The 26,918-nt window shown below is 51.3% G+C and carries 20 protein-coding genes, 1 CRISPR repeat array and 1 riboswitch; of the genes, 5 read left to right on the forward strand and 15 right to left on the reverse strand.

Annotated elements, in window-relative coordinates; genetic code table 11:
* Position 1: 1 nt before the first annotated feature.
* Complete coding sequence (locus tag E0L13_RS04645) at positions 2-259, reverse strand: TM1266 family iron-only hydrogenase system putative regulator (protein ID WP_107196068.1); 258 nt, start codon at positions 257-259, stop codon at positions 2-4.
* Between the two features lie 302 nt (positions 260-561).
* On the opposite strand from E0L13_RS04645, the gene E0L13_RS04650 reads away from it, so the two are divergent.
* Positions 562-765: a zinc-ribbon domain-containing protein gene (locus E0L13_RS04650; RefSeq protein ID WP_087478793.1), complete on the forward strand. Its 204-nt coding sequence runs from the start codon at positions 562-564 to the stop codon at positions 763-765.
* A gap of 140 nt (positions 766-905) precedes the next feature.
* Here the strand turns inward: E0L13_RS04650 and E0L13_RS04655 are convergent, their stop codons facing one another.
* Both E0L13_RS04655 and E0L13_RS04660 read right to left on the reverse strand, forming a co-directional pair.
* Positions 906-2,051: an acyl-CoA dehydrogenase gene (locus E0L13_RS04655; RefSeq protein WP_168060679.1), complete on the reverse strand. Its 1,146-nt coding sequence runs from the start codon at positions 2,049-2,051 to the stop codon at positions 906-908.
* 110 nt (positions 2,052-2,161) lie between these two features.
* Complete coding sequence (locus tag E0L13_RS04660) at positions 2,162-2,944, reverse strand: short-chain-enoyl-CoA hydratase (protein WP_168060681.1); 783 nt, start codon at positions 2,942-2,944, stop codon at positions 2,162-2,164.
* Between the two features lie 301 nt (positions 2,945-3,245).
* Here E0L13_RS04660 and E0L13_RS04665 point away from each other — a divergent pair, with 301 nt between their 5' ends.
* A complete protein-coding gene (locus E0L13_RS04665; RefSeq protein ID WP_168060683.1) occupies positions 3,246-4,709 on the forward strand; it encodes a hypothetical protein in 1,464 nt (487 codons plus the stop codon).
* Positions 4,710-4,778: 69 nt separating this feature from the next.
* On the opposite strand, the gene E0L13_RS04670 is transcribed toward E0L13_RS04665, so the two are convergent.
* Entirely contained in the window at positions 4,779-5,792 is a 1,014-nt protein-coding gene (locus E0L13_RS04670; RefSeq protein WP_168060685.1) for a sirohydrochlorin cobaltochelatase, read from the reverse strand.
* Positions 5,793-5,940: 148 nt separating this feature from the next.
* A riboswitch (cobalamin riboswitch) is annotated at positions 5,941-6,121 on the reverse strand.
* Positions 6,122-6,164: 43 nt separating this feature from the next.
* On the reverse strand, positions 6,165-7,064 hold the full coding sequence (locus E0L13_RS04675; RefSeq protein ID WP_168060687.1) for a PPK2 family polyphosphate kinase: 900 nt from the start codon (positions 7,062-7,064) through the stop codon (positions 6,165-6,167).
* A gap of 287 nt (positions 7,065-7,351) precedes the next feature.
* Here E0L13_RS04675 and E0L13_RS04680 point away from each other — a divergent pair, with 287 nt between their 5' ends.
* The 3 genes from E0L13_RS04680 to E0L13_RS04690 all read left to right on the forward strand — a co-directional run bounded on the left by E0L13_RS04680 (position 7,352) and on the right by E0L13_RS04690 (position 10,749).
* Positions 7,352-8,059: a GntR family transcriptional regulator gene (locus E0L13_RS04680; protein WP_168060689.1), complete on the forward strand. Its 708-nt coding sequence runs from the start codon at positions 7,352-7,354 to the stop codon at positions 8,057-8,059.
* 286 nt (positions 8,060-8,345) lie between these two features.
* Positions 8,346-9,278, forward strand: a complete 933-nt coding sequence (locus E0L13_RS04685; protein WP_095629589.1) for a bile acid:sodium symporter family protein — start codon at positions 8,346-8,348, stop codon at positions 9,276-9,278.
* A gap of 58 nt (positions 9,279-9,336) precedes the next feature.
* On the forward strand, positions 9,337-10,749 hold the full coding sequence (locus E0L13_RS04690) for an FAD-binding oxidoreductase (RefSeq protein WP_087478724.1): 1,413 nt from the start codon (positions 9,337-9,339) through the stop codon (positions 10,747-10,749).
* Between the two features lie 105 nt (positions 10,750-10,854).
* Here E0L13_RS04690 and E0L13_RS04695 read toward each other — a convergent pair whose 3' ends face one another.
* From E0L13_RS04695 to E0L13_RS04740, 10 genes are all read right to left on the reverse strand, one after another.
* Complete coding sequence (locus E0L13_RS04695; RefSeq protein WP_168060691.1) at positions 10,855-11,787, reverse strand: AEC family transporter; 933 nt, start codon at positions 11,785-11,787, stop codon at positions 10,855-10,857.
* 344 nt (positions 11,788-12,131) lie between these two features.
* On the reverse strand, positions 12,132-13,439 hold the full coding sequence (locus E0L13_RS04700; RefSeq protein WP_095629592.1) for an amidohydrolase: 1,308 nt from the start codon (positions 13,437-13,439) through the stop codon (positions 12,132-12,134).
* A gap of 33 nt (positions 13,440-13,472) precedes the next feature.
* Complete coding sequence (locus tag E0L13_RS04705; RefSeq protein ID WP_087478721.1) at positions 13,473-14,774, reverse strand: DUF3100 domain-containing protein; 1,302 nt, start codon at positions 14,772-14,774, stop codon at positions 13,473-13,475.
* Between the two features lie 258 nt (positions 14,775-15,032).
* Positions 15,033-18,520: direct repeats of the CRISPR family, unit length 32 nt; unit sequence ATTTCAATCCACACCCTCGCGTAGAGGGTGAC.
* Between the two features lie 184 nt (positions 18,521-18,704).
* Positions 18,705-18,995 (reverse strand): CRISPR-associated endonuclease Cas2, encoded by a 291-nt coding sequence (gene cas2, locus E0L13_RS04710; RefSeq protein ID WP_168060693.1) that lies wholly within the window; start codon positions 18,993-18,995, stop codon positions 18,705-18,707.
* 23 nt (positions 18,996-19,018) lie between these two features.
* A complete protein-coding gene (cas1c, locus tag E0L13_RS04715) occupies positions 19,019-20,050 on the reverse strand; it encodes a type I-C CRISPR-associated endonuclease Cas1c (protein ID WP_168060695.1) in 1,032 nt (343 codons plus the stop codon).
* Entirely contained in the window at positions 20,047-20,718 is a 672-nt protein-coding gene (gene cas4 / locus E0L13_RS04720; RefSeq protein ID WP_240924658.1) for a CRISPR-associated protein Cas4, read from the reverse strand. The genes cas1c and cas4 overlap by 4 nt, the downstream gene beginning before the upstream one ends.
* Positions 20,715-21,572: a type I-C CRISPR-associated protein Cas7/Csd2 gene (gene cas7c, locus E0L13_RS04725; RefSeq protein WP_107196254.1), complete on the reverse strand. Its 858-nt coding sequence runs from the start codon at positions 21,570-21,572 to the stop codon at positions 20,715-20,717. The genes cas4 and cas7c overlap by 4 nt, the downstream gene beginning before the upstream one ends.
* Positions 21,569-23,602: a type I-C CRISPR-associated protein Cas8c/Csd1 gene (gene cas8c / locus E0L13_RS04730; protein WP_157949721.1), complete on the reverse strand. Its 2,034-nt coding sequence runs from the start codon at positions 23,600-23,602 to the stop codon at positions 21,569-21,571. Before cas8c ends, cas7c begins: the two co-directional genes overlap by 4 nt.
* Complete coding sequence (cas5c, locus tag E0L13_RS04735) at positions 23,568-24,341, reverse strand: type I-C CRISPR-associated protein Cas5c (protein ID WP_168060697.1); 774 nt, start codon at positions 24,339-24,341, stop codon at positions 23,568-23,570. The genes cas8c and cas5c overlap by 35 nt, the downstream gene beginning before the upstream one ends.
* A gap of 22 nt (positions 24,342-24,363) precedes the next feature.
* Positions 24,364-26,913 (reverse strand): CRISPR-associated endonuclease Cas3'', encoded by a 2,550-nt coding sequence (locus E0L13_RS04740; protein ID WP_107196257.1) that lies wholly within the window; start codon positions 26,911-26,913, stop codon positions 24,364-24,366.
* Positions 26,914-26,918 lie beyond the last annotated feature (5 nt).

Raw genomic sequence — 26,918 nt, forward strand, 5'->3', positions numbered from 1 at the left:
CTCACCTCTGCTGCGGCAGCGGCGGATAGATCGTCTTCGTGCTCACGTCGGGAAGCATGCCGAGCTTTCCCGACAAGGCGCTGATCGTATCCTGCGGCGCGTCGATAATAATGCTGATGACGTTGATATCCTTATCCTTATACGGAATGCCCATGCGGCCGACGATATACTGGCCGTATTCGTGAAGGAGCTCGTTGAGCTTCGTCGTCTCGTCCCGCTTGCCTACGATGATTCCGATAAGGGCTAATCTTGTTTCCATAGTCTTCCTCCTTTTGTATGGACAAAAAGGCTCTGTGCGAAAACACAGAGCCTCGTAGCTTTCCACTATACGTGCTTTCGCCTCGCCTGCGCAGAATTTCTTCTTTGCAGATAAGTACGGCTGCATGCCTATGACGTTTTCCATCAGAAGTCCTTCTGGAGCACGTGTTTTATTTATTATAGCAAAAAACGAGGGAAATGTATATCAATTTAGGGGAGAATACATTCCGCCGGCCCGCCTCTTGACAGCCCCCGCCTATCCCCCTATAGTAATAGTGATATATAGAAATAGGAGATGATACCGTGATTTGTCCTACCTGCGGCACAGAGCTGCGCGACGGCGTCCTCATGTGCCCCATCTGCGGCACGAAGCAAATCGTCCCGCCGCCGGCGCCGCCGAAAAACATGCAGAACAATCCGAAAATTTTCTCCAAGACCCGGGTCGTCAGCTTTATCATCGTCATGATATTCTTGATCATCGGCCTTTGGAGAGTCTTTCTGCAATAGCCTATCCGCCACAATTCCCCGTATATGATAAAAGGAGCCGCAGCAAGCGAAACTGCGGCTCCTTTTTTACAAGCGATTTTTCTATAAGCGTTTTCGTACTCTACTATGTGAATGCGTATTTCTAAAGAGGTCCTGCCGAATTATTTCAGGATAGCGCCGGAAATAATCATCTGCTGTACCTGGTTCGTGCCTTCGTAGATCTGAGTGATCTTAGCGTCGCGCATGTACCGTTCTACCGGGTATTCGCGGGTGAAACCGTAGCCGCCGAAGACCTGTACAGCGTCCGTCGTAACCTGCATCGCGATGTCGGAAGCGTATTTCTTAGCAATAGCCGCGTCCATGGAGTAGGACTTCACGTCGGGCTGGCCCATCTTCCAGGCTGCTTTGTATACGGCGAGGCGAGCCGTTTCGATCTTGAGCTTCATGTCAGCGAGCATGAAGGCGATAGCCTGCTTCGTAGCGATGGGTTTGCCGAACTGAACGCGTTCTTTCGCGTATTTAACAGCTTCGTTGTATGCGCCTTCGGCGATGCCGAGAGCCTGTGCGCCGACGCCTACGCGGCCGCCGTCGAGGGTCATCATCGCAATCTTGAAGCCTTCGCCTTCTTTGCCGAGGAGGTTGGCTGCCGGAACTTTAACGTTCTGGAATACGAGTTCGCGCTGTACGGAAGCGCGGATACCCATTTTGACTTCCTGTTTGCCGTAGGTGAAGCCTTCCATGCCTTTTTCAACGATGAACGCGCTCATGCCCTTCGCGCCCTTGGATTTATCCGTAGCTGCAAATACGATGGTTACGTCGGCTTCGCCGCCGTTGGTGTTGAAGACCTTGGATCCGTTGAGGATGTAGTAGTCGCCTTCCTTAACAGCCGTGGAGGAACCGTTGAGGGCGTCCGTGCCGGCGTTGGGTTCCGTCAAGCCGAAAGCGCCGAGCTTCGTGCCTTCTGCCAACGGTTTCAAGTATTTTTCTTTCTGTTCTGCCGTGCCGAACTTCCAGATAGGCCAGGAGCAGAGCATGGTGTGAACTTCGAAGCTCAAAGCGATGGAGGGGTCGACTTTAGCGACTTCTTCGCAGGCAACGGCCAGGCTGAGGAAGTCGGCGCCAACGCCGCCGTTTTCTTCTTCCCAGGGAATGCCGAGGAGGCCGAGGGTGCCCATTTCATCGAGGATAGCGCGGTCGAAAACTTCTTTTTCGTCGCGTTCTTTTACGGTCGGAGCCAGGCGTTTTGTAGCAAAATCTTTAGCGAGATTGGCAATGTCTTGCTGCATTTCTGTGAGTTTGAAATCCATGAGTAATATTCCTCCTAAAAATATTTCCTAATACATACTATGCTTTATTAAGAAAGGCGTCACAATACATGACGCCTTTTTTAACCGATGCAGGTCAGGCAGACAGTCTATTATTTGTCTGTGAAGTTTGCTTTGCGTTTTTCAACGAAAGCGGCCATGCCTTCTTTCTGGTCTTCCGTAGCGAAGCAGAGGCCGAATACTTCGGCTTCGTATGCGATGCCGGTGATAACGTCGCAGTTGATGCCGCGGTTAACGGCAGCTTTTGCGAGCTGTACGGCGATTTTAGCGTTGGAAGCGATCTTCTTAGCCGTTTTCTTTACTTCGTCCATGAGCTGTTCCTGAGGAACGACTTTGTTTACGAGGCCGATGCGGTATGCTTCCTGAGCGTCGATCATCTGAGCCGTGAAGATCAGTTCTTTGCCGTAGCCGCGGCCAACGACACGGGGAAGACGCTGCGTGCCGCCGAAGCCAGGAGTAATGCCGAGGCCGACTTCGGGCTGACCGAATTTAGCGTTTTCGGAAGCATAGCGGAAATCGCAAGCGCAGGCGAGTTCGCAGCCGCCGCCGAGAGCATAGCCGTTTACAGCAGCGATAACCGGCTGGGGAAGGTTTTCGATGCGAGTGAAGACGTCCTGAGCGAGAATGCCGAAGGTACGGCCCTGTACGGCGTTCTTCGTGGACATTTCGACGATATCTGCGCCGGCTACGAAGGATTTAGCGCCGCCGCCGGTAACGATGAGGACTTTAACTTCCGGGTCGTTGGCGATTTTGTCAACGCAGTCGCCCAGTTCCGTAACCGTTTCTGTATTCAAGGCGTTGAGAGCCTTCGGACGATTAATCGTCAAGATACCAATGCCGTCTTCTTTTGTAAATTCAATATTCTGATAAGCCATTTTGAATAAACCTCCTTGGGAGAAATAATAAATTGGCCGAGCAGCGTTTTGCTTCCGCTTGACTTTGTGCCTTAAGTATACAAACTTTCCCGGCGAAATGAAACAGGACGGTTTTGCATAATTTAGCACGCATTTCCAGTCTATAACATTCCTTTGCCTTCTTTTTGACTTTTTTTCTTCCTTTATGAAATCCTTTTGCCACCTAATATATGCTGTGCTATAATGATGATACATTATTCAGACGGGCATCGGCCATTTTTTGCATTTTTGGGCAAATAGACGAAAGAGGAGGGATTCCACGATGATTTCAGACGGCTACGCATCTACGTTAAAAAGGCTGATTACGTTTACGCAGGCAAAGTTTATTTCCCTCGCCGACATCGTAGGCTACGACGTATCGTACGTCAATAAGTGGAGCAACGGCACAAAGTTGCCTTCGTCCCGGTATGTAGAACGCATCAACGAAGAAATGGGCAATTATTTTGCCGAGTTAATCGTAAAACAGAAAAAAGAAGAAAAATTTTATAAAACATTTCCCATTTCCTGTGAAGTTAAGGATTTGGGATTTGAAATCAGTCAATATCTCTGCGCCGCCTACCGTTCGACGCTGCACCAGAACCACGCGACAAAGGTAAAGGAAAACCGTCCGTCCATTCAGGTCATTACGGGCCATCACGACACGTCGGCCTTTCTGGCCGACCTGCTGCAAAAGGGCGTCCAGAACCTCGAAAACGACGGCGAGCTCCTCATCCTCGGCGAATTCTGCACCTTGTACCAGGCCGGTTTTTGGAAATACTTCGATTCGATTCAGCTGGACTCGGTGAAGCTAACCATCCGCGTGGGACTGGACATGGACAAGCTGGAGCAGAACCCTGAATACGTGCAGCAGCTGTATAAGATGATCAACCGCTTTTTGGACTTCGATTTCGTCTTCTACGACTTCTGCGACATTCAAAACGCCAACCTCATCATCCTGCGCGGCGCCTTCGCCGTCCAGTACGCCATGTCCAACAATCCGCCCCGGTTCACCATGTGCACGTACATCTTCGACGAATCGACGGTTTGGGACATTTATGAAAAATTCAGCTTTACAGGCACGGAAAAGGAGCCTCTCATTTCCGTCAGCAGCTCTCTCGGCATGGACGAAATGGGTTACCGCACGGCATTCTACGCAGCGAACAGCTTTTTCTTCTTCCTGACGAACGGCTTCGAATTCCTGCTGCCTCACGAAGTCTTTGAAAGTATTATCCGCCAAGTGTCGCCGGAGCAGGCCTTCTCGGTCCAGCGCCTCTGCGTCACGTGGGAAGAAATCGTAAACGCCGCGGAAATCGAATTCATTACGACGACGTCGTCCCTCATGCGGTATTTAGAAACGGGGTACATCTACCTGACCGACGTGGAATACTCCCTGACGGCGGAAGAACGGAAGGAACACATTCAGACCGTACTGGAAACGATGCAGGTCAACCCGCACATCGTCATCGGCGTGCTGCCCTCCTTCGGCGGCGATTCGACGTACAAGGGTGAAAACGTGTCCTTCTACTCCAACTATAAGACGGGCTTCCTGAAAAAGAATAAGAAATACATCCACAATCAGGCCAGCCCCTTTTACCTCATCGTCAACCGCCGGCTCCACTCTATCTTCCTCAAGTATTTCCAGGGCTTAAAGGACCTGAATGTATACCATCAGTATACGCTGGAGCAGCTGAACCAAAAATACGACCAGTACAAGCCCCTCATCGAGCGGACCTTATCCTTGAAATAACGATATATACATGCAAATACGGCATTGGGATACAGACCCAATGCCGTATTTGCATATATAAATGAATCTTTATTTTGTATTTCTTTCCAGCACAGCCCAGGCTTCATTTGCCCGCTCCACGAACAACTGCCGGACGGCTTCGTTTTCGCCCAGACCGTGAATATACGGCGTGACGGCAAAGCCGGCTCTTTCCAAGATGCTCTTGTGGGAATCTTCCTCACTGCCGGCCATGTCGTTGTTGGCGTGGTCGCCGGCGACGACCATCATGGGCATGATGGTCACATGCTCGATTCCCTTAGCCTTCAGCATCGGAATGACCGTATCGAGGTGGGGCCAGCCTTCGACGGAATAGACGAAGACCTTCCCCAGGCAGGCCGCGTCAAAGCGGCTCTGCAGGACGGAATAATAGGCGTTGGCCGGATGCGGCGTGCCGTGGGCCATGACCAGGACGGCGTCGGTCTCGCCTAACGGCGGGAACTGCGTCGCTATGGCCTGCACGAATTCGGCCACGTCGTCGCGCTGGTTTTCCTGGCCCATCCAGTACAGGACGGGCGTGCCCAAGGTCATCTTTTTAAACTGACCCTTGTACATATCGAACAAGGCGGCGTTGTAATCGTACTCTATGCCGGGAATGACGTTGAGCGTCGTCACGGCGACGCGCGTATAGCCTTCGGCCTTCAGCTGTTCCAGAGCCTGCTCCGGCGTAGGAATCCGCAGGCCTTCGTTTTTTTGAATGCGGTCGATAATGATGTGGGACGTAAAGGCCAAGACGACCTTCGTATCGGGATGGGCGGCCTGAATTTCCGCTACGGTCTTATCGATCGTCGCCGCCCTGTTTTCCGCGTACGTCGTGCCGAAGCTCAATACGAGGATAGCGTCTTTATTTTCCGCCTCCTTCATGGCCGGGTTGTCGTACGACCGGACGCCGATTTCCGCCGCCCGCTTCAGGGCCGGCGTCGCGCTCTTTACTTCCGGATTCAGCGTATATCCTCCTGCCGCACCCGCCGGAAAAGCTCCTGCCGCGCCGATTGAAATCCCAAGTACTGCCATTGTCAAAACCTTCTTCCATCGTTCCTTCTTCATACTATCACTCCTATGTCCGTTAATGATTACATACTGCCGTCACCACCTAACGCATAGGCATATATAAAATGCCGCACGAATCCCGTGCGGCACAGCTATAGCGCAACTATCTGCGCAGTCAATCTCCATCCCCATCGCTCGCAGGTCTGTCGGTGATTATCAGTCAGGCAGTTCTTCTGGCTCGGATTCATCGCTCCGCTGCGCCTTCCCATGCCTATAGGGCACAGTGACATCATGCAGCATAGCTCATCCTTACAGCGGCGGGACCGCGCCGGCATTGCACCGGTCTTCTCTATTAAGTCTGCGACACCTGACCTGCAATATGTAATTTCATTTACTATAGCATGACATATATCCCTATGTCAAAGACTTCTATTTCATGCTTTCCTTGATGGATTTCAAGTCTTCAATGTCGATGTTTTTCAAAATCTTGCGGAACTGCTCCAGCTGGCTTTCTACCTCCGCCGACAGCTTGGGGAAATCAGGATTGATCTCCCGCAGCGATTTCAGGACGATCTGGGCCACGACGTACCGCGTGTACCACTTGTTGTCCGCCGGCACGACGTACCACGGCGCGTAGCTCTTCGTCGTCGCCGAGATGACCTCGCTGTACACCTTCTGATAGCGGTTCCAGTACTGCCGTTCCTCGATGTCGGACATGGAAAACTTCCAGTTCTTCTGCTTAGTCACGATGCGGTCGATGAGGCGCTTTTTCTGCTCGGCCTTCGACACGTGGAGAAAAATCTTGATGACCGGGAACCCATTTTCCGTCAGGTATTTTTCCCAGTCGCAAATCTGGCGGTACCGCTTCTTCCAGATGCCGTCGCTGATCAGCTCTTCCGGCAGGCCGTCGCTTTCAATCAAGTTGTGAATGCGTGCTATGACGACGTCCTCGTAGTGAGAGCGGTTGAATATGCCGATTTCGCCGCGGCTGGGCAGGGCCTTGTTGACGCGCCACATGTAGTCGTGTTCCTTTTCTTCCGTGCTGGGCTGCTTGAAGCTGTGAACGTGGACCGCCGCCGGGTTCAGGCGGGCGAACACGTGCTTGATCGTGCCGTCCTTGCCGGCCGCATCCATGGCCTGCAGCACGATCAAAATGCCGTACTGGCCTTCGGCAAACAGCTTTTCCTGCCACTGCTTCATTTCTTCAATGGCCTGGGGCATGAGCTCCGTCTTGACCTTTTCCTTATCTATGTCGACGTCGCAGACTGTAGAAAACTTGCTCAAATCAATTTTTTCGCCTTCCCTGGCTAAATATCTCTTGATGTCCATACTTAACCTGCCTTCCCCTCTCCCGAAGGAGCTATATCATTTATTTATATTGTACATCGTATCATGAATTTTATAAATAATAAAAAAACATATTTACCATTACAAATTCACATTAAAAATCTTCATCTATCCCGAAACTGCCGGCCATAAGCCGTCTGCCGCGCCGTGTCTCCCCGTCCGGGCCGGCGCGGCGCTCCTTGCAGATTTTGAAAGTCCCCGTCCCTACACATTGCCGGAAGTCCTGCTATAATAAAGCTGTACAATGGCTCTGGACAGGAGGTACCCGGATGGACAAGATGTCGATAGAATTACTCCAGCAACAAAACCCGTTCATGTCGCTGAACGACATTACCTACACGATTTTGCTTCAGGAAATCGTATGCTTCCGCATCCCTCCCGGCAGCTGGATTAACGAAAACGCCGTGGCCAAACAGCTGGGCATCAGCCGTTCGCCCATGAAATACGCCCTGAGCCGTTTGGAAAAGGAGGGCTACGTCAAAAAATCCCATAAGTACAGCGTGACGGGCTTCTCCATCAAGGAATACACCGATTTAAAGGAGCTGTGTTTCCTTTTGGAATCGTACGCCGCCGGCCGGGCCGCCGTCGCCGCGACGGATAGGCAGTTGGAAGAACTGCGCGGCTTGGCCCGCCAAATGAACGACATATGCTGCCGCGTAGACGAAACGCCCCGGGACGTCCTGTCGCGGACGATCATGGATTTGGAATACCAATTCCACTTAAAGCTCGTCATGCTCGCCGATTCGCCTTTATTATCCGACCTGTACGAGCAAATCAAGTTCAAGCTGTTCCGCTACCGCAGCTATATGATTTACAATCCGCCCGAAGGGTATTACGACATCATCGAAACGGATCACCTGGTCATCTGCGACGTCCTAGCCCTGCACGACCGCCAGCTGGCCGAATCCATCCTGCGCCGTCACCTGAGCTTCTTCAACACCCACTTCCTTAAATTATTTCATATAAACAGTTTATAAATATCATATTTCAAAAGTCAAAAGCATTGTCTGTAATTAAATTTACGGCAATGCTTTTATTTTTTGTTTAACATTCCAGTCATTTTATGGCCTTAAGCTGAATAATTTCACCCTTTTCCCAGCCGTTTGTACAAATTTTGACACATTCGGAAGGATAGGATATTCTACAATTAACTAAAACGCATTTATAATATGCATTTAAAACATGTTATAAATGGAACGTGTTCCGTTTTATCAAAGCCAATTACACAAAGCAGATTCTTTTACAAGCGGAGGTGTTTAGGTCATGGCTGGTTTATTAAAATTTGTTTCCTTTTTTACCAAATACGTCACGTTGTGGGTCATCCTCTGCGCCGTATTTGCCTATTTCTTTCCCGAGCCGCTGAAGCCTTACGGCAGCTGGATTTCCTATTTTTTAGGCATTATCATGCTCAGCATGGGCCTGTCCATGTCACCCAACGACTTTAAGCTCATCTTCTCCCGACCGAAGGACGTCATCATCGGCGTCGTCACCTTGTACGTCTTTATGCCCCTCGTCGGGCTCGGCATCGGCACCTTCCTCAACCTCTCGCCGATGCTCCTCGTCGGCTTCGTCCTCCTCGGCTGCTGTCCTACGGGTACGTCATCCAACGTCATGACCTTCCTGGCAAAGGGCGATAAGGCCTTGTCCGTCACCATTTCCAGCATCAGCACCATCGTAGCGCCATTTATCATGCCCGTGCTGCTCCTGTTTTACGTAAAGCAGTACGTAGACATCGACGCCGTGGGATTATTCATCAGCATTATTCAGATTATCATCATTCCCATCGTCTTAGGGCTTATCGTCAATAAGGTCTGCAAAAAGCAGATGCCGGTCATTCAAAAGATCGTCCCCTTATTTACAGTGCTGGCCCTGCTGGGCATCATCCTCGTCGTCGTGGCCCTGAACGTCGAACGGCTGCAGACCGTGGCCCTGATGGCCGCCGTCGCCATGATCCTCTACACCGTCATCGGCCTGATCGTCGGCTTTTCCGTATCCCGCATCCTGCGCATGCCCCAGGCTAAGGGCAAAGCCATGACCTTCGTCATCGGCGTGCAGAACACGGCGTTGGCCGTAACGCTGGGCATTACGTACTTCGATCCCCTGGCCGCCATTCCCGGAGCCATCGGCGTCGTCTTTACGACGGTATTCTGCTCGTTTATCGCCTCTCTCTGGGGCAATCGGACTGCCGAAGAATAAGGCAATATCAGAATATCCTGTTTATTTTTAATCACTTGCAGAAGGAGCGTGTCATCGTATGTCAACATTCAACAAAGTAACGGACGAATTAGTACAGGAACTGAAAAGCGTATTAGGCGAAAAGGGCGTCACTGTCGACCCGGAAAAATTAGACGTCTACAAAACGGACGAAGAAGGTAACTCCTATTGGTTCCACACGCCGGAAGTCGTCGTCTTCCCCGAAACGACGGAACAAGTAGCGGAAGTCGTAAAGCTCGCCAATAAATACCTCGTGCCGATTACGCCCCGCGCAGCTGGCTCCGGCGTCGCCTGCGGCGCTATCCCCGTCCACGGCGGCATGGTCATGGAACTGGACCGCATGGACAAAATCCTGAAAATTGATACGGACAACATGTACGCCGTCGTCCAGACCGGCGTCCGCACCAGCGTCATCCAAAAGACGGTCAACGAATACGGCCTGCTCTACGCCGGCGACCCCTGCAGCGCCGACAGCTGCCAGATCGGCGGCAACGTCGCGACCAACGCCGGCGGCAACAAGGCCGTCAAATACGGCACGACGCGCAACCAGATTTACGGCATGAAGGTCGTCACGCCGACAGGCGACATCGTCGACGTCGGCGCGCGCCTGCAGAAATGCTCCACAGGCTACTGCCTGGAACAGCTCATCTGCGGCTCCGAAGGCACCCTGGGCATCGTAACGGAAGTCACGCTGAAGCTCCGTCCTCTGCCGCCGTATAAATTCGACCTCGTCGCCATCTTCAAGGAAGATGAAAAGGGGTTCGCCCTGCCCAACAAGATCCTCAAGGCCGGCATCGAACCGACGAGCATCGAATACATGGACAACAAAGCCCTGTCCATGTGCAGCAAGTTCTGCAAGGTGTCCCTGCCCCACGTCGACGAAGGCTGCTGCTACGTCATCATTACGGTAGAAACGTTCGACGAAGACGAACTGGATAAGAAGATGGAAAAACTGAGCGATTTGTGCGACGCCATGGGCGCCGTCGACGTCATCCAGGCTGACGACCGCATCTGGGGATGCCGCCGTCAATTCGCCGAAGCGGCCCGCGACATCGACATCATGTTCGTCGCCGAAGACTTCGTCGTTCCTCTCGAACACATCGCCGAAATCACCTCCAAGATTCCGGGGCTGGAAGAAAAACACGGCATTTACAGCGTAACGTCGGCCCATATCGGCGACGGCAACATCCACGTCCTGCCGCTGAACGTCGACAAGCTGTCTCCTATCGAATGGATGGAAAAGATGGAAGGCTTCCATAAAGACCTGTTCGACGAAGTATACGCCTTAGGCGGCAAGATGTCCGGCGAACACGGCATCGGCTACAAGAAGCTCCACGACTTCAAGCGCTGCACGCCTCCCGGCGAATACAAGATGATCTGCGCCATCAAGAAGGCCCTCGACCCCAACAACATCCTCAACCCGTCGAAGATCATCAACGTCGACGACCAATAACTTCGCATTCTCTCCTATGATTCCCATATTCAACTAAATCACCTTAATGAACGAAAGGCCCCCCGTCTTCATGGACGGAGGGCCTTTCGCCGCGATGGCAAGTCTTTATATCAATTTGTCAAATACGAATAAGAGGGCCGGCATCGTAAGGATAGACAATATCGTCGATAAGACGCACAGCTCGGCCGAATACACCGGGTCCTTGTCGTATAAGGAGGCCATAGACGTGACGATGGCCGCCGTCGGCGTAATAGACGCTAAAAATATCGTCATGAGAATATTCTTTCCGTCATCGATGAAGGACGCCGCACCCAAAAGAGCCAGGACGCCGGCCAGGACGACAGGATATACGACCAGCCGAAGGCCTACGGGCAGATAGGCACGAAGCTTGCCGAAGATTTCCTTTAAATCGCAGTCGGCAATGGCCATGCCCGTAATGAGCATACCGACGGGGCCGATCATGGAGCCGACGCTGCCCATAGTCTGGTCTATGAGGGGAGGCAGGGAAATATGCAGCAGAAAGAGGGCTGCACCGAAGCATATGGCCAAGATATTGATGTTGCAGACGATGCTGCGGATATGGATTTCCCCTCGCCCGCAGAGAAGGCAGGAGCCGTGCGTCCATAGCAGTATCAGCTGGACTACGGCGTAGGCACAGGGATAAATGAGATACTCCGTCCCCAGCAGAGCCGTAACCAGGGGAAATACCAGTATGCCCGCATTGGTATAAATCAAGGCCATTTGCTCGACAGCCTTCAGGCTGAAAAGGGGACGGAAGGCCGCCGTGAGGAGGATGAACAAGGCGTGAACGGCGACGGCGGCACAAAAGGCGAAGAGCAGCCCCCTGCGCACGGCCTCGCTCGGCTCTACCTGAAAGGAATGAATGATGACGCACGGCAAAATGAGATAGACCAGCAGGACGGACAAGGCCTTGCCGTCGGAGCTGCGCAGCTTGCCCGTCCGTATCAGGGCGAAGCCCATGAGCATGATGAGAAACAGCTTTACCGTTTCCTTTAGTAATATCAGACTGATTTCCACTGAAACTTCCTTCTTTCTCCATAGACAACGAAGCCAAGGAAGACGATATCCCCTATTTCATGGCGCCGTCGTTCGTCCTGTTCCATTATATGAACACTTTTATTTTTGTATAAGTTTATACTATTTTCCTTTCTTGTCAATGGAGTCTGATAACTTTACCGTATCATTTTTATATGACCAGTATGCTCATGATTTATATGTCATACAGGTACCAGCATCGATTTCCTGCAGCAAAAAACAGGCCGCCTTGCCGCGCGCATTTGTACCGCGGCCATCGACGGCCTGTTTCGTCAGACAATTCCGTATATCGTTACGGCCCGATTACCTTTCGTTTAAAAACGCCGTTATTTTATGGACGCCATGTACTCCAGATATTCTTCCTTCGTCATGAGGGGCTTGTAGCCGTCCAGCAGGTCTTCGATGCCCTGGGCGTCGCCGTAAAGCAAGTCGATGAGGACGCAGGCCAGCGCCTGGGGCGTCTTCGTGTACGCCGTCTTTTCTTCAAAGAGGGTGAAATCCACGCTGTGCAGCGCGCCGTGGACGCAGCCGACCCAGGGATGGATAATCGGCATGAGGTGCGATACGTCGCCCATATCGGTGCTGCCCGTATCCTGAGGCGTATAGCGGATGTGCTCTGCGCCGAAGATGGACTGGCAGTTTTCTTCCAGCAGCTTCGTCAGTTTTTTATCCTGACGCATGGGCAGGTAGCCCGGCAGATTCTGGATTTCACAGGTCGCGCCGACGGCCAGCGCCCCGGCCTGCAGGGCCCGGTCGACGCTGGCGTTATATTCCTTAATGGCCTCGACAGAGGCGGCGCGGACGTAGCTTTCCATCCGCACGTGATCGGGAACGACGTTTACCAAGTCGCCGCCGCTGGTGATGATGGGATGGAAGCGGACGTAATCTTCTTCGCGGAAGGTCTCGCGCAGGGCGTTGACGCCCATGAGGCCCAACATGGCCGCGTTCAGGGCGTTGATGCCGTCGTGAGGAGCCGCCGCGGCGTGCGCTGCCTTGCCATGGTATTCGACGAGCTTGCTGATAAAGCCGTCGCAGGGACTTCCAAGCTGTATTTCGCCTTGCGGGTCGTCCGTCGTCGTGACGTGCATCTGCATCGCCGCGTCGATATCGTCGAAGCCGCCTTGGTAAATAATTTCTTCCTTGCCGCCGAGGAAATGAATTTTTCCCTTATTCCGCAGGGAATTCCTGTATTCGATTTCAATGCATTCTTCAGCAGGCACGGCGAATAAAACGACGTCGCCGCCCAAATATTTCATGGCGTCCGTATCGTGCAGGGCCATGGCGACGGCCATCAGGTTGGCCATCTGCACGTAGTGGCCGCAGCAGTGCGCCGCTCCCGTCGTTTCGTCGGCGCCGGGATGATTGCGGCAGACTAGGGCGTCCAGCTCGCCGAAGACGGCGACGGTACGGTCCGATTTCGTCCCCTTCATGCGGCCTTTTACGCCGTTGATGCCCCAGCCGTCCGTATAGGAAATGCCCAATTTATCGAAGGCTTCCTTTACCTTGGCCGACGTCTTATATTCCTTATATCCCAATTCCGGTTCGGCGAAGATAGATTCGCCGAAGGCCTTTATGTCGTCGAAACGCTTTTCAATGGCTTCGCACACTGCTTTCTTTAATTCTTCTTTTGTCATTTATACACACCTTTTTTCATAAGATTTGCTTGCTTAGAATATGCCTTCCAGATGAAGGACGATTTCCGCCATAATCGTCGCGCCGAGGAACGAGCCGGTCGCGACCATAAGCGCTACGGGAACGATACGCCAGGACAGGCGCTTAAAGGCCGGAATATCCTTGCCCAGCGACAAGCCGGCATAGGCCAGGATCGGCGTCGTCGCAGCCAGTACGCTGAACTTGCCCGTCGTCTGGGTAATCCAGGCTTCGCCGGGGAATCCGGGAATCGACACGATGACGGCGATGATAGAGGCCCAGAACACGATAGGCAGCTTATTCAGGCCGGGAACATGGGCCAGCAGCACGCCGATGAGGGACAGGACGACAAAGACGATAGAGCTGATAGCCGAATCGGCAAGAGTGCCGCCGAAGCCGACGCAGTTGCCGACGGTGCAGAAAATACCAGTTAATACTAAAATGATGATCGTGTCGCGCATCATGTCGCCAAAGCTCTGCTTTTCCGCAGCCTTGGGAACGGCGTCGGCGACGACGTTTTCTTCCTGAACCGCTTCGACAGGAGCATTTTTAGACCGTTTATCGCCCGTAACCAGCTCGTATACCTTAACCGTAACGGGCAGGGAAATGAACAGGGCGAAGTAAATGCCCAAAATGGTCGTCATGAGGTTTGCCGCGCCGGCATAGGCCTGGATGCGCTGCGCTTCTTCCGGGAATACGGCGACCAGAGAGCCGATAGACGCGGCCATCATGCTGGCGCTGCCGATGCCGCCGCCCATCGCCAGGGCATAGGGATGGAAAAATCCCGTCCGGGCGATAATGCCGCTCAGAATAGAAATCCACAGCGCGCCGAACAAGGTGCCGCAGATGTACATGCCCATAACGCCGCGGCCTTCAGGAGAAAAGATACCGTATTTTTCAGCAATAATCGCTACGTTCGGTTCGCGGTCAATAGAATAGCAGGCGCCGATAGCTTCGCGGCCCATCTTTAAGGCCAGGGCCATGGGAAGACCGAAGACAATCGTGCCGAAGAAGTGACCTAATTCCTGCATGATCAATGCCCAGCCGGAATTCAGCAGCATGTGCAGGTTCGGCCCGATGCCGAGACCAATCTTTACGATCAGCACCAGCATGGCAATCGGCATGACCTTGCCGGCTACATCCATCATTTTTTCATTCATGACTCCAAGAGACGGATAACTGAGGATGCCGCCCATTACCAGTGCATACAGCAGCGGTAAAAATACGACGAGACCGAAAGAATGAACGCCTATCAGTTCAGCAATAATGATGATAATGAACGCAAATAGGTGCACCTTCCAATTCCTAAGCAATTCCATAAAAAATCCCTCCTATAAATACATTTGTATGATTTTAATAATACCATACTTTCTCTTATTACCATAGGCTTTTTTTGTATTTATACAGGAAATATTTTCCTGACCCAATCGCATATATTCCCTTGTATACGTAACAAGTATATATTTTGTATACTATAAAATATACAAATCGCAGTTATGATACATACGAAAATACAGGAACTATCTTCGTACGAAGGGCGATACCAAAAAAAGGCCGTATAACCGCCAGTACCATAACTTTCAATCCACACCCTCACACGGAGGGTGACGGAGATGTTTTGCACCAGCCGGGCCGATTCATACATTTCAATCCACACCCTCGCGTGGAGGGTGACGGAGATGTTTTGCACCAGCCGGGCCGATTCATACATTTCAATCCACACCCTCGCGTGGAGGGTGACTGCCGGCGATTATCACGGCCTCTGTCGCCTCCGGCATTTCAATCCACACCCTCGCGTAGAGGGTGACCTAAAACTAATGTCTTGTACCAATGGGTATATTTCGATTTCAATCCACACCCTCGCGTAGAGGGTGACGGAAACGTCAATACTTCTTTAGTCCGTTCTTTGCGATTTCAATCCACACCCTCGCGTAGAGGGTGACCTAAAATTCGACGCAATCTGATACACCAGATTAATATTTCAATCCACACCCTCGCGTAGAGGGTGACACAAAGACAGGTGTGTTCACATCTGATGATGTGTTATTTCAATCCACACCCTCGCGTAGAGGGTGACACTGGCTGGAAATCCAAAACCTTAGTATGCAGCTGATTTCAATCCACACCCTCGCGTAGAGGGTGACAGTGGCAGCAACCAGATTCGACCAATCCTTACATATTTCAATCCACACCCTCGCGTAGAGGGTGACTCTTCTCTCCTTTGGGTTTGTTTTGAAATGTGAAATTTCAATCCACACCCTCGCGTAGAGGGTGACACAGGTCATGAGAAATGGTTCGATTCCTGATATGATTTCAATCCACACCCTCGCGTAGAGGGTGACAAAAAATGTAAACGTGTTTATCCCAGATATGGATATTTCAATCCACACCCTCGCGTAGAGGGTGACTGCCGAGGTCGACCCACATAGTATAAGCGGTATCATTTCAATCCACACCCTCGCGTAGAGGGTGACTCAAATTATTGTGCAGGGAATGAACTGCTTAAAATTTCAATCCACACCCTCGCGTAGAGGGTGACCTTTCCTCTACTTTCTTCTACTTTACTTTGTTTCATTTCAATCCACACCCTCGCGTAGAGGGTGACATACTTTGCGGATCTTATCGGCCGTGCCCGCAGGATTTCAATCCACACCCTCGCGTAGAGGGTGACGTAAATTCATCTTGTTCATATACTTCATGAGCCTATTTCAATCCACACCCTCGCGTAGAGGGTGACTCGCTTTCTTTCGTAGCGGTGATTACCATTTTACATTTCAATCCACACCCTCGCGTAGAGGGTGACTCGTTTCGTCGTACTTATATTTCCACATGGCCATGATTTCAATCCACACCCTCGCGTAGAGGGTGACATCGGGTATCGACGGGGCTATCAAACCGTTGTTTATTTCAATCCACACCCTCGCGTAGAGGGTGACGCTTAACGCCGCCTATACGGACCAGCAGGCCAAAATTTCAATCCACACCCTCGCGTAGAGGGTGACGTTCCTGCGGATTAAAATTGATAACGGGTATTTTAATTTCAATCCACACCCTCGCGTAGAGGGTGACCCCCAACTCAGGCCGTCGACGTAGCGGTACAGCAATTTCAATCCACACCCTCGCGTAGAGGGTGACAAAATAGCTTCGGTTTTTAGTCCAGGACTATTAATAATTTCAATCCACACCCTCGCGTAGAGGGTGACACCCGTTAAAGCCGCGATAATCGGCAATCCACCACATTTCAATCCACACCCTCGCGTAGAGGGTGACGCATAGGAAGCATACATAATAAATTAAGTAATGGCATTTCAATCCACACCCTCGCGTAGAGGGTGACTAATTCCATCCGTGTTTTATGGGCTTCTGCGTAGATTTCAATCCACACCCTCGCGTAGAGGGTGACCCGCAATCTGCTAGACTTTTCGCAAATGTACGTCATTTCAATCCACACCCTCGCGTAGAGGGTGACTCCCGGTATCATCAATAATACTTTAGAAATTCTGATTTCAATCCACACCCTCGCGTAGAGGGTGACAATTTCTGCTGACCCAGGTAAATGTGAGGTCGTCATTTCAATCCACACCCTCGCGTAGAGGGTGACACTGTCGCACCATTTGCTTTGATGTAGCCCGCAGATTTCAATCCACACCCTCGCGTAGAGGGTGACGCCGGCATGAATCAAGGCGTTGAGCACCGTGCTCATTTCAATCCACACCCTCGCGTAGAGGGTGACCATGCTGTTCTGGATTGTCTTGCCGACAATCTTTATTTCAATCCACACCCTCGCGTAGAGGGTGACGCAGTAACATATAATGTAACTATAATGTTACAAAATTTCAATCCACACCCTCGCGTAGAGGGTGACTTGACAACAAAGGCAAGGTAACATCGCAGACGGATATTTCAATCCACACCCTCGCGTAGAGGGTGACTTCTATCGCTGAATACGTAGAATCTGTTTCTGGAAATTTCAATCCACACCCTCGCGTAGAGGGTGACTCGGATTGTGAGGGTGTTTCCTGAACAGTTAGCTAATTTCAATCCACACCCTCGCGTAGAGGGTGACATAGGACGTTCAAAGACGGATGACAGCGCACTAGTATTTCAATCCACACCCTCGCGTAGAGGGTGACCGGCTCGGATATGGGCCTGTTTACGGTGCAAAACGATTTCAATCCACACCCTCGCGTAGAGGGTGACGAAAGCCTATGGACGAATATACAAAAGCCGGTTGATTTCAATCCACACCCTCGCGTAGAGGGTGACTGACAATAAAGGCAAGGTAACATCGCAGACGGATATTTCAATCCACACCCTCGCGTAGAGGGTGACGTTGCGGCCCGCGTCGTTTCAGCGGTTTCCATGCCATTTCAATCCACACCCTCGCGTAGAGGGTGACCTAGACAAGTAACGGCTGTTGTACAGACTGACCCATTTCAATCCACACCCTCGCGTAGAGGGTGACAGAACGTGCGGAGGAATATGATAACGCCATAGGCATTTCAATCCACACCCTCGCGTAGAGGGTGACTCTGGATTAGGGGCGATAAGGTGATTCACTGTATAATTTCAATCCACACCCTCGCGTAGAGGGTGACTCATTCTGTCCTTGTCCATTTCAGAAAGCATCTGATTTCAATCCACACCCTCGCGTAGAGGGTGACGAGCTGGCCGCGGGATGATGACGGCCATCTTCAAGATTTCAATCCACACCCTCGCGTAGAGGGTGACCGACTTGCCGGACCGATTACCCTTTTCAATGATAATTTCAATCCACACCCTCGCGTAGAGGGTGACTTGACGGGCAGATTCAATGTCAGCGGCATACTGGCATTTCAATCCACACCCTCGCGTAGAGGGTGACGCCTGCACGGCGAACAAGAAGCCCGCAAAACGGCGATTTCAATCCACACCCTCGCGTAGAGGGTGACAATGATAACCGGAAAGACCCAGGCAGCGGATATAATTTCAATCCACACCCTCGCGTAGAGGGTGACCACCGTCCCAGCTGCCCTGATGTATAACGTATACCAATTTCAATCCACACCCTCGCGTAGAGGGTGACAGCTACATTTGGTATCTCTTACTCCGAAACGTAGCATATATAGAATCCTATACAACTTTATTCAGCTGATTTGCTAAAAATCGCTGTCTATTTCGACAAACTATTGCTCTTTTGAGTGCGAATCTCCCTGGTATATATCCGATGCTTATGATTCGCACAGCCTATTTCCATTGCCGGAAAGCCGCTACAGAATCAACGGGCCTTCTATGTCATATCCTTTGTCGACGCCAATGGATTCTACGGTCTTTTTATAGTTTTTCCCGAGGCGATAGAAACGTAAGTTATCGACAGATTCGTCAATCACCTCATGTAATTGGTGTTTCAGCTGCAAGTATTGTCCTTCGTCTACTTCGCACTCAAATACAGAGTTCTGAACGCGCTGCCCATAGTTTAAACAGATTTTAGCAGCCGTCCGCAGACGGCGTTTTCCTGCCGCTGAATTTGTACTGATATCGTACGAAACTAAAATATACATTTCGTCTGCCACCTCGCTTCCTGCTATTTCCAAAGAAAGGGCGGATAGGCATCCAAATCGTTTCGCAAAAACCGGGCTAATAACGAAGCCTGTATAAACGGAACTAATCCCCAGGAAATCTTTTCCTTTATATAGGGATGAGTCAATTCTTCTTTTTTGCGTTCCTGCCATTTGGCAATCACTTTCTTGCGCCCCGATTCATTCAGCATGACTGCCCCGTTGCTCTCGGCGTCGAAGTCTCCGGCATCGACGACCTTTTTATTGATCAGGGACAGGACAAAGCGGTCTGCAACGGGAGCCCGCAATTCTTCCACCACATCCAGAGCCAGCGAAACGCGGCCCGGCCGGTCGGCGTGCATAAATCCGGCGTAAGCATCTAAGCCAACCATCTCCAACGCACTGGCTACGTCGTTGGACAATACGGCGTACATAAAAGACAGAAGGGCATTGACGCGGTTTAATGGCGGCCGGCGCGAGCGTATGCCAAAGGTAAAATCGTCTTTCTGATTTAAAATCATGTCGTCAAAACAGGAAAAATACAAAGCCTGAGCGCTGCCTTCAAAGCCTCTCAGCGTATCCAAAGCAGACGCGCCCCAAACCTTTTCCAGCATATCCGTCAGCTGCAGAGAACAAGCCTGCAGACGCCTGCCGTCCAGCCGATGCTCATACTGCCGAATATATCGTTCCATGACCCATTTTTCGTTGTATACTTTAGCCGCAATGATGTTGCGGACAATATCCAATGATTGGGCCGGATCATCAGCTACGCGGTACTGCGTCCGCCGCAGCAGGATATTTCCCTTGCTGCTTCCCTGAATCCGGGCAATAAGGCGTCCCTGCGGCGACATGTAGGCAATGCCGATGCCGTATTCCATGCACCGTTCCATAAGCTGCGGGCTCATTCCCAAATACGTAAACAGTACAATGTCCTGCAAATTATGAAGGGGATAACGGGCCAGTGTTTTCTGCTGTTCCCGGACGACGATATTCGCTCCCTGCGTCGCTAAATACACGTCGGGCTTCGTGATATACAATGTATTTAGTAGCTTTCTCATTCTCCCAACGTCCTCTCTACGTACGAGCGGGCCGATTCTAATTTCTGCAGTCCCGGAAGGCAGATATCCTGCAGCGAACAAGCCCGGCACTTTGCGCTTTTCCGCACCTTCGGCGTATAGCCCTGCCGGTAGTACTTATTCATTTCGGCAGTCATATTCCTGACCGTTTCCCGCAGCTCGTCCGTAAATTCGACTTTCTCCCGCCGGCGCGTTTCAAAGTAAAATACCGCACCTTGGGAGACGCGGACTTCCATCATTTCTTCCAGGCACATAGCCTGAGCCGTAAGCTGCAGTATGTCGCTTTCTATCGTCTTCGGCTTCCCGCGCTTGTATTCCACGGGGTATACGATAAAGCGGGCATCGTATTTGCTGAAGTAAGCTCCGCCCTCGTCTTCTATCAGCTCTACAGCGTCGCACACGCCTTGTATTCCCAACTCGTGAGACACGACAGGCAAGGAGCGCAGCACGCGCTTCTTGCCCATCTTTTCATCGCTCAGCCCTTCATCTACCAATGTATGCTTAATCGCTCCGTCGACGGTAAAGTAGTTTTCCGCCCATTGCTGCTCGATGTGGATGAGGGCCCATTGCCGGCGGCAGAAAGAAAAATGCTGCAGGCCAGCAAGCTGCAAATATTCAGTTTCGTTTCGTTGTCCTACGTTTTTCATCATATACCGTCTTCAATTTCTAATGTCAGACCCTTTTGCCGATACAGGTTGAACCGGTCTTCATCTACAGACACGGCGTAATCAGAGAAATCATGGACTTTTTCATCGGCCGGAGCCTGCGCCTGCACGAGTTGATGAATCTTCGCCGACGAGGCAATCCCTAAGGCATTGGGATGAACAAACCAATACAATTTCTCTACGGTCATGCTGCCTTCGGGACGGGCCGACGACATATCATTTTCAAACAAGGACAACAGGGCCTGCCGAATCAGCTGGGCGTCCTCGTCGGAAAAGCCTGTCCGCTGTGCAAAATAGCAGTTCATGCTGCCTGTAATCTTATATACGCCGAAATCCACAAAATGCTTCGTTCCCATCGTATCGGCCGACCGCTTTCCACTTTCCGAGGCCATACCGTTTGTGCTTCTCGTAATCTGCATGGTAATCACATCGACAGGGGACAGGCTTTTCCCCAGGCTGACAGACACGGGACCCCGGATGCCCAACGACTGCTTTTTTTGGAAGGTCATAACCTGTCCGAAGCTTCGCACGTCGATCCACCGCCGGCATGCCTCCGCAGCAACGTCTTCAACAGTCTCTTTTGACGTAAAATGAGCCTTGTACCGTTCTTCCAATGACTTGCAGGCATCATCTACCCGATCGTTGGCCTGTACGAAAATTTCCTGTCCCATGTCCTGAAGCCTGTTGCGTATTTTTCGTTTGATGCAGACATCGGATATTTCCCCATAGCCTTCATAATCGGTACGAGGCATGTTTCCCAACAAGGGGTCGCCGTTAGGATTTGCCTGCCGTACCGATACAAACAACACAAAATCTATTTTCTTCGTCAAGCTGCTCATACCGCCGTTCCTCCTTCTTGCCGCCGCGCGTCGGCCCCTTCGTCTTTTTTCTTATAAAATTGCTGCTGCTGATAATAATAGCCTAATATGAAATCGGAATTGGCCGTCTTCTCATGATGCTGCCCGTCCCCTTCATATTCCATAATTTCAGTATACAGCTCAGCCAATATCTTCTCAAAATAGACCTTGTATCCTGGCTTCTGCTTGCTCAGGATGGCCTTACAATACTGGGTCCGCTCTTCTAAAATAGAAATCGTCCGATACGGGCGGTGTATCATGGAGGACCACAAGCGCGCCGCGTTGGTAACGCGCAGATTGGAGTTTTCTTTTTTCTTTTCTTCGCCGCCGCTCTTACTTTCCAAGGCCGCCGTTTCCATTTTTTCATACACGGACAACAATCGCCCGTAAGCAAAGCTTCGCTTGTCCATACGCAGTATCGCTCCTTTATCGTTCAATATGGGAATCTTCTGATTCCACATCTCATGATCCCAATAATATTTCTTGACGATGCCGCAGCCCATCAGCAACGCCTGGGGCCAGTATTGCCTATAGGACTGACGGTTCGTAAGGCGGAAAAACGCCGTTCGCATCATATCGGCCGGCAAGGGCTTTCTTTCCAGGATACAGGGCAGCAGCCGTTCAATAGCCGCCCGCCGTACCTTATCGTTCGCGCAGATAATCCCCTTCTCCGTTTCCTGGCCGTACAGGAAATGGACGACAGAGTACACCGACGGTGTTTTTAACACGAAGGCTTTCTTTTTTGCCGACCATCCGGGCCATTTCATGCTTTCGTACCAGGCCTCGGCCCGCTGCTTTATGTCGGCTTTGGGAAACGCGCGGAAATACTTTACGGCCATCCTGCCGTTATTGACCTTTTCCAGTACGAGAACGCAGAAGTAGTTATCGAAAATCTCATCTCCGGCGTCTTTCTTGCCGGCAAAATACTGGGCGATGGTCTTGCTATCTTTCCCGTGCAGTACCTCTTCTTCCGTACGCCGTATGGGAACAGGCTCTACGGCGATTTCTCCCATGACGACGCTTTCGAGGATATCATCCCGCTCCTCTTCTTCCATGTCCTTCATGATCGGAGCGCCGCCTAAGGGCAAATCTCCGGTCATCCACGAAACGACGTTGGCTCCGCCGCCGATATACTCGCTGTACCGCTTCGTATCCAATAAGTATTTCAGCATATTATGAATCCGCTGCGACGTTTCGTAGCCCAAGTGAAAGACTTGCTCCCCCTTGGTAAAACGCCCTATGTACGCTTCCTTATGATTGCTGATGCCTATCAGCTTCGCCGTGCCGACGACGCCGCGATGGGACGACACGCAGTACATGGGAAGGCCGGAAACGTCGCATGGTTCTACAGGCTTATCGCGGTTTGTATACTGCACGTAGTCTATAAAAAATCGATGGAGTTCCCGATTCTGCGAAACCGATACGGCTCCGTCGCTGCGTTCTACGGCAAAGGTAATGAACAAATCTTCCAAAGAAATTTGCCGTGTTTTACCTTTCCCTTTTTCTTCTTCCTGCCAGGAGACGACGTCTCCCTCAACGTCGTAGGCCTGCTCGCCGCAGCAGATTTGGACCGTACGCAGCACGTCCCGTCGGATAGTCCCCGACATGAGGTAGGTACATATGCTTTGGAAATCTTCATTGCGATGGCATTTCTCATACTCCCCTAGGTCCTGAAGCTGTTTCATATATAAGCTGTGGCGGGCGCCCTTCTTTTTTTCTACAGGCGCAAGATAGGAAAACTCGTCGCACAGAAAATGGGGGCAGTCGTTGGCCGTGCGGATGAGAGAGCCTTCCGACACGGGAAAGACCGTATATTCACCTTTTGTCAAAAAACGGCCCTGCAAAAACATCCCGTCCCGGCTGATAGTCAGCTGCACGATATCTTCGCCCCGGCTCTGGCGGCTCGAGTGGTACAGCGGCAGCAGCATAGGCTCTGATTCTTTCCACACGTCGACTAATCCCGCCGCTTCAGCAGCGTTATACGTCTGAAGCAGCGCCTGAAGCAGATTCATCGGCCATTCCTCCCTCCTCGTCATATAGGTTCCATTGTTCGTCAACGGACATATACATGTCTTCCGTAAATTCTTTTACATGATAATCGCGGAGTTCATGGCGAATGAAGCATTCTTCCGGCCGTATAAATGTAATGACGCCGTCATTCATGACGATCGGCGCAAACTGCGAATACAGCGTGCCGGCAAGGCCTCCTTTTTTCATTCGCTCCTGATAGGAAAAGGAATGGAACATGATGCCGAAGGACATCTTTCCAGAAAATGGCGTCGTCAGCCCTTCGTATTCGCTGGCCCGCAGCCGTTCTACTTCGCCGATGCATTCCCTCGTCCCCAGGAAGATATCGTGCCGTCCGCCGCGTTTCATCGATCGCAGCAATATTTGCTCGTGTTTCTTTTCATTCCGATCCTTTGCCATATCCGGCCGGTCGGCCCACTCAAAATGAAATTTCACGGCGTAGGCCACGTCTTTTAAATACGTGTAATAACTCAAATCTTTATCCCCATTCATCATGGGTACAAGTATGTTTTTCGTCTCCGTCTGAATCGGTTTCAATACTTTGACTTCGTCGACTACATACCGCAGCGTCGGCTTCCAATACACGGCTTCGACGATGCCCTGCAGCGCTTGGGCCGTCGGGACTTGGTAGGTAAATTTTTCCCCATTCGCCTTGCTCATCGGGTCGGTGAACAACGCATAGGGGCCGCTTATCTTCATGTAAAATGGGTTGGATTGAAACATAGATCTTTTCTCCTTATGCAAGTTAAAAAATGAGTTCGCTCCATTCTCCCTTCGTCAAGCCAAACTCTTCGTCGTATCCTTCTGGATCCAGCAGGTATATTCCCAGCTCCGGTATGACCTGCACGTATTCTTTCATATCGTACATGCCGACGGTATATCGCTGCAGCTTCTGCAGCACAGGCTTCAGCGCGGCAAAGTCCGGATGGCCGTCGTCGCCGACTAATGCAAAGACTTCATCTATCAGCTCCTCGTTCTTGTACGGAACGATGACAGTCTTCTCCTTGTTATCGATAAGCTGAAAGGCGTCCGCCGCCGTTTTAAACCGCTGCCTCAGAAGATACGGAACAGAGGAGCGATGTCCTATGCGGTATTGCGCCGCCATATCCCGATTTTCAGACAACATCTGCAGCAGCGTCTGGGAAAACGGGCCGTCCTGCACCGGATAGTCCAACGCTTGCCGATTCTTATGATATAAACGCCGAAAATATTCGTCTAAGCATGCCCCTATATCTAACGCTTCCTCTTCACGCTTCGATCCATATACCTTACGCAGCGCTTCCAGCGAAGCCTCCCGTTCTTTTTGCAAAACAGGCATCTTTTCCAGCGTTTCATCCATATACATAAACAAATAGACCCGTCCGGGAATCTTCCGTTTTCCATCGCGGTTGCACCGGCCGCCGGCCTGCAGCACGCCGTCCAGGCTGGTCAATGAACGATATACGACGTCAAAATCAATGTTAACGCCTGCGGCAATTAAATTGGTACTCACGCAAATCAACGGCGTCTGCCTCGAGCCTTCCCGCAGCTTCTGCAATTCCTCTTTCATGCGCGTAATGCGCTCCAGCCGATGGGCCGCGCATAAATTCGTCGTCAAATACCAGCATTCCCCAGGCCGGTCATGCGCATCGAGCCAATCGGCTATCGCGTCGTATACTTTGCGTACGGCCTTTTTCGTATTGACAATAATCAAGGCGCTTTTTTCCTGCTCCAGCTGCATCATGACATGGGCGACGAGCTGTTCCGTAGATAAAAACTGTGTAAATCGCTCGCCCAAAAGAGAATAAAACTGAGCCCGCGCAAAAACCGGCGCTGCCATGAGACTCCCGTCGACTAACGCGACGGGACTTCCCTTTTCGTCCTTTTCATATATGCAGGGATAGTTCAGAGCCCCTTCATCGTCCAAGCCCGGCGGAGTCGCCGTACAGTGAATAATCGTCGCGCCCATCATATGGGTCAGGAAATTCATCATTAAGTTATACACATGTACGCACGTCACTGGGAGAGACTGTATTTCATCGATGATGATGACGGAGCGTATCAGCTTGGAAAACCGCCTCAAGCACGCCGACTGCCCTTTGAACAGCGTATTGCTGAGCTGTACCAGCGTCGTCAGTATAACCGGCGATTCCCAGCTTTCCCGCAGATATTCGGCGCCTTCGTATTCGTCCTCTTCTCCCGCGCAGTCATCGGCAACGACGCTGCTGTGATGCTCCAGCACATGTTCCTTTCCGATGATATCCTGAATATCCTTGGCGTTTTGCTCCAACACGGACAAAAACGCCGTCGCATATATGATTCTTCGGTCGTGAAACGTACGGGCGTGATGCAGGGCATAGCGAAGAGAGGCGTTCGTCTTGCCCGCCCCTACCGGCATAGGAAGCCTATAACAGCCATCCTTCGTTACCGCTGCCGCCGCATATGCGTCGTCGGCCATGGCCGTACGTACCTGATTCAGCAAGGACGGATTCTCAGCCTTATGAAACAGGTCGTACAAACGCTCCACGTTATCGCCCATTTGCTGCCAAACAGCGTCTAATTCTTCGTCTTTGTATACCTGCTGCCTTTCTTCCAAAGCCCAATTTGCCGAATCATACACGTCAGCTTCTTTTAAGATGCCTGTCAATAGCCGTACAGTAGCGCCGAAATAAAACAAGCTGGCCTGACGCCGACTGTCTGCGTCCTGCATAACGGCTTTCCCCGATTTCCCAATCATGTGCTGGATGGCTTTATGCCAATCCATCCATTCAGCAAACCCCTTCTGATACAGCTGAAAAAGGGATGTCTTAAACCATTTTCCAGCCCAACCGTCCAATACATGGATAAAGGATGTCAGCTCTTCATGCGCCAAGATAAGGCGCTCATTTTCTTTCAGCCTCTTTTCTGTCCAGCAGCAGACAGAACCGTCTTCCATTTCCTTGAGCACATCATACAATCCATGGTGAGCCAGAATAGGATATATGAGAAATTCATTATATATGCCGTACCATCGATACGTATCGGCAGGTACGGAATTATTTACATATTTATACAACACATGCTGGACATACCAAGCTCCGACGCCAGCGTGATCCCCGCCCGACGCCGCTTCGCCGCGGATATATTTCTGCCAATCACGATTCACCTTTCCTGCGTCATGAAGAAGGCCGATAAGAATACAGATAGATTCCAGCCCAAGAGACTTACCTATACGAGCCATATACTCAGCCGTATTCCTCACATGGTCTTTGATATACTGCCCTTTCTTCAGTTCTGCATCCCAATGCGCCAGCAGCAAATCCCATTCAATATCCATAGCGT

Origin of the sequence: Megasphaera sp. SW808 (genome assembly GCF_012027795.1) — a bacterium.
GTDB classification, from domain to species: domain Bacteria; phylum Bacillota; class Negativicutes; order Veillonellales; family Megasphaeraceae; genus Megasphaera; species Megasphaera stantonii.

What these genes read in the sequence shown, in the direction of transcription:
- E0L13_RS04645 (WP_107196068.1), bottom strand. Translation starts at nt 259, where the DNA reads ATGGAAACAAGATTAGCCCTTATCGGAATCATCGTAGGCAAGCGGGAC.
- E0L13_RS04655 (WP_168060679.1), bottom strand. Translation starts at nt 2,051, where the DNA reads ATGGATTTCAAACTCACAGAAATGCAGCAAGACATTGCCAATCTCGCT.
- E0L13_RS04660 (WP_168060681.1), bottom strand. Translation starts at nt 2,944, where the DNA reads ATGGCTTATCAGAATATTGAATTTACAAAAGAAGACGGCATTGGTATC.
- E0L13_RS04665 (WP_168060683.1), top strand. Translation starts at nt 3,246, where the DNA reads ATGATTTCAGACGGCTACGCATCTACGTTAAAAAGGCTGATTACGTTT.
- E0L13_RS04670 (WP_168060685.1), bottom strand. Translation starts at nt 5,792, where the DNA reads ATGAAGAAGGAACGATGGAAGAAGGTTTTGACAATGGCAGTACTTGGG.
- E0L13_RS04675 (WP_168060687.1), bottom strand. Translation starts at nt 7,064, where the DNA reads ATGGACATCAAGAGATATTTAGCCAGGGAAGGCGAAAAAATTGATTTG.
- E0L13_RS04680 (WP_168060689.1), top strand. Translation starts at nt 7,352, where the DNA reads ATGGACAAGATGTCGATAGAATTACTCCAGCAACAAAACCCGTTCATG.
- E0L13_RS04685 (WP_095629589.1), top strand. Translation starts at nt 8,346, where the DNA reads ATGGCTGGTTTATTAAAATTTGTTTCCTTTTTTACCAAATACGTCACG.
- E0L13_RS04690 (WP_087478724.1), top strand. Translation starts at nt 9,337, where the DNA reads ATGTCAACATTCAACAAAGTAACGGACGAATTAGTACAGGAACTGAAA.
- E0L13_RS04700 (WP_095629592.1), bottom strand. Translation starts at nt 13,439, where the DNA reads ATGACAAAAGAAGAATTAAAGAAAGCAGTGTGCGAAGCCATTGAAAAG.
- E0L13_RS04705 (WP_087478721.1), bottom strand. Translation starts at nt 14,774, where the DNA reads ATGGAATTGCTTAGGAATTGGAAGGTGCACCTATTTGCGTTCATTATC.
- cas2 (WP_168060693.1), bottom strand. Translation starts at nt 18,995, where the DNA reads ATGTATATTTTAGTTTCGTACGATATCAGTACAAATTCAGCGGCAGGA.
- cas1c (WP_168060695.1), bottom strand. Translation starts at nt 20,050, where the DNA reads ATGAGAAAGCTACTAAATACATTGTATATCACGAAGCCCGACGTGTAT.
- cas4 (WP_240924658.1), bottom strand. Translation starts at nt 20,718, where the DNA reads ATGATGAAAAACGTAGGACAACGAAACGAAACTGAATATTTGCAGCTT.
- cas7c (WP_107196254.1), bottom strand. Translation starts at nt 21,572, where the DNA reads ATGAGCAGCTTGACGAAGAAAATAGATTTTGTGTTGTTTGTATCGGTA.
- cas8c (WP_157949721.1), bottom strand. Translation starts at nt 23,602, where the DNA reads ATGAATCTGCTTCAGGCGCTGCTTCAGACGTATAACGCTGCTGAAGCG.
- cas5c (WP_168060697.1), bottom strand. Translation starts at nt 24,341, where the DNA reads ATGTTTCAATCCAACCCATTTTACATGAAGATAAGCGGCCCCTATGCG.
- E0L13_RS04740 (WP_107196257.1), bottom strand. Translation starts at nt 26,913, where the DNA reads ATGGATATTGAATGGGATTTGCTGCTGGCGCATTGGGATGCAGAACTG.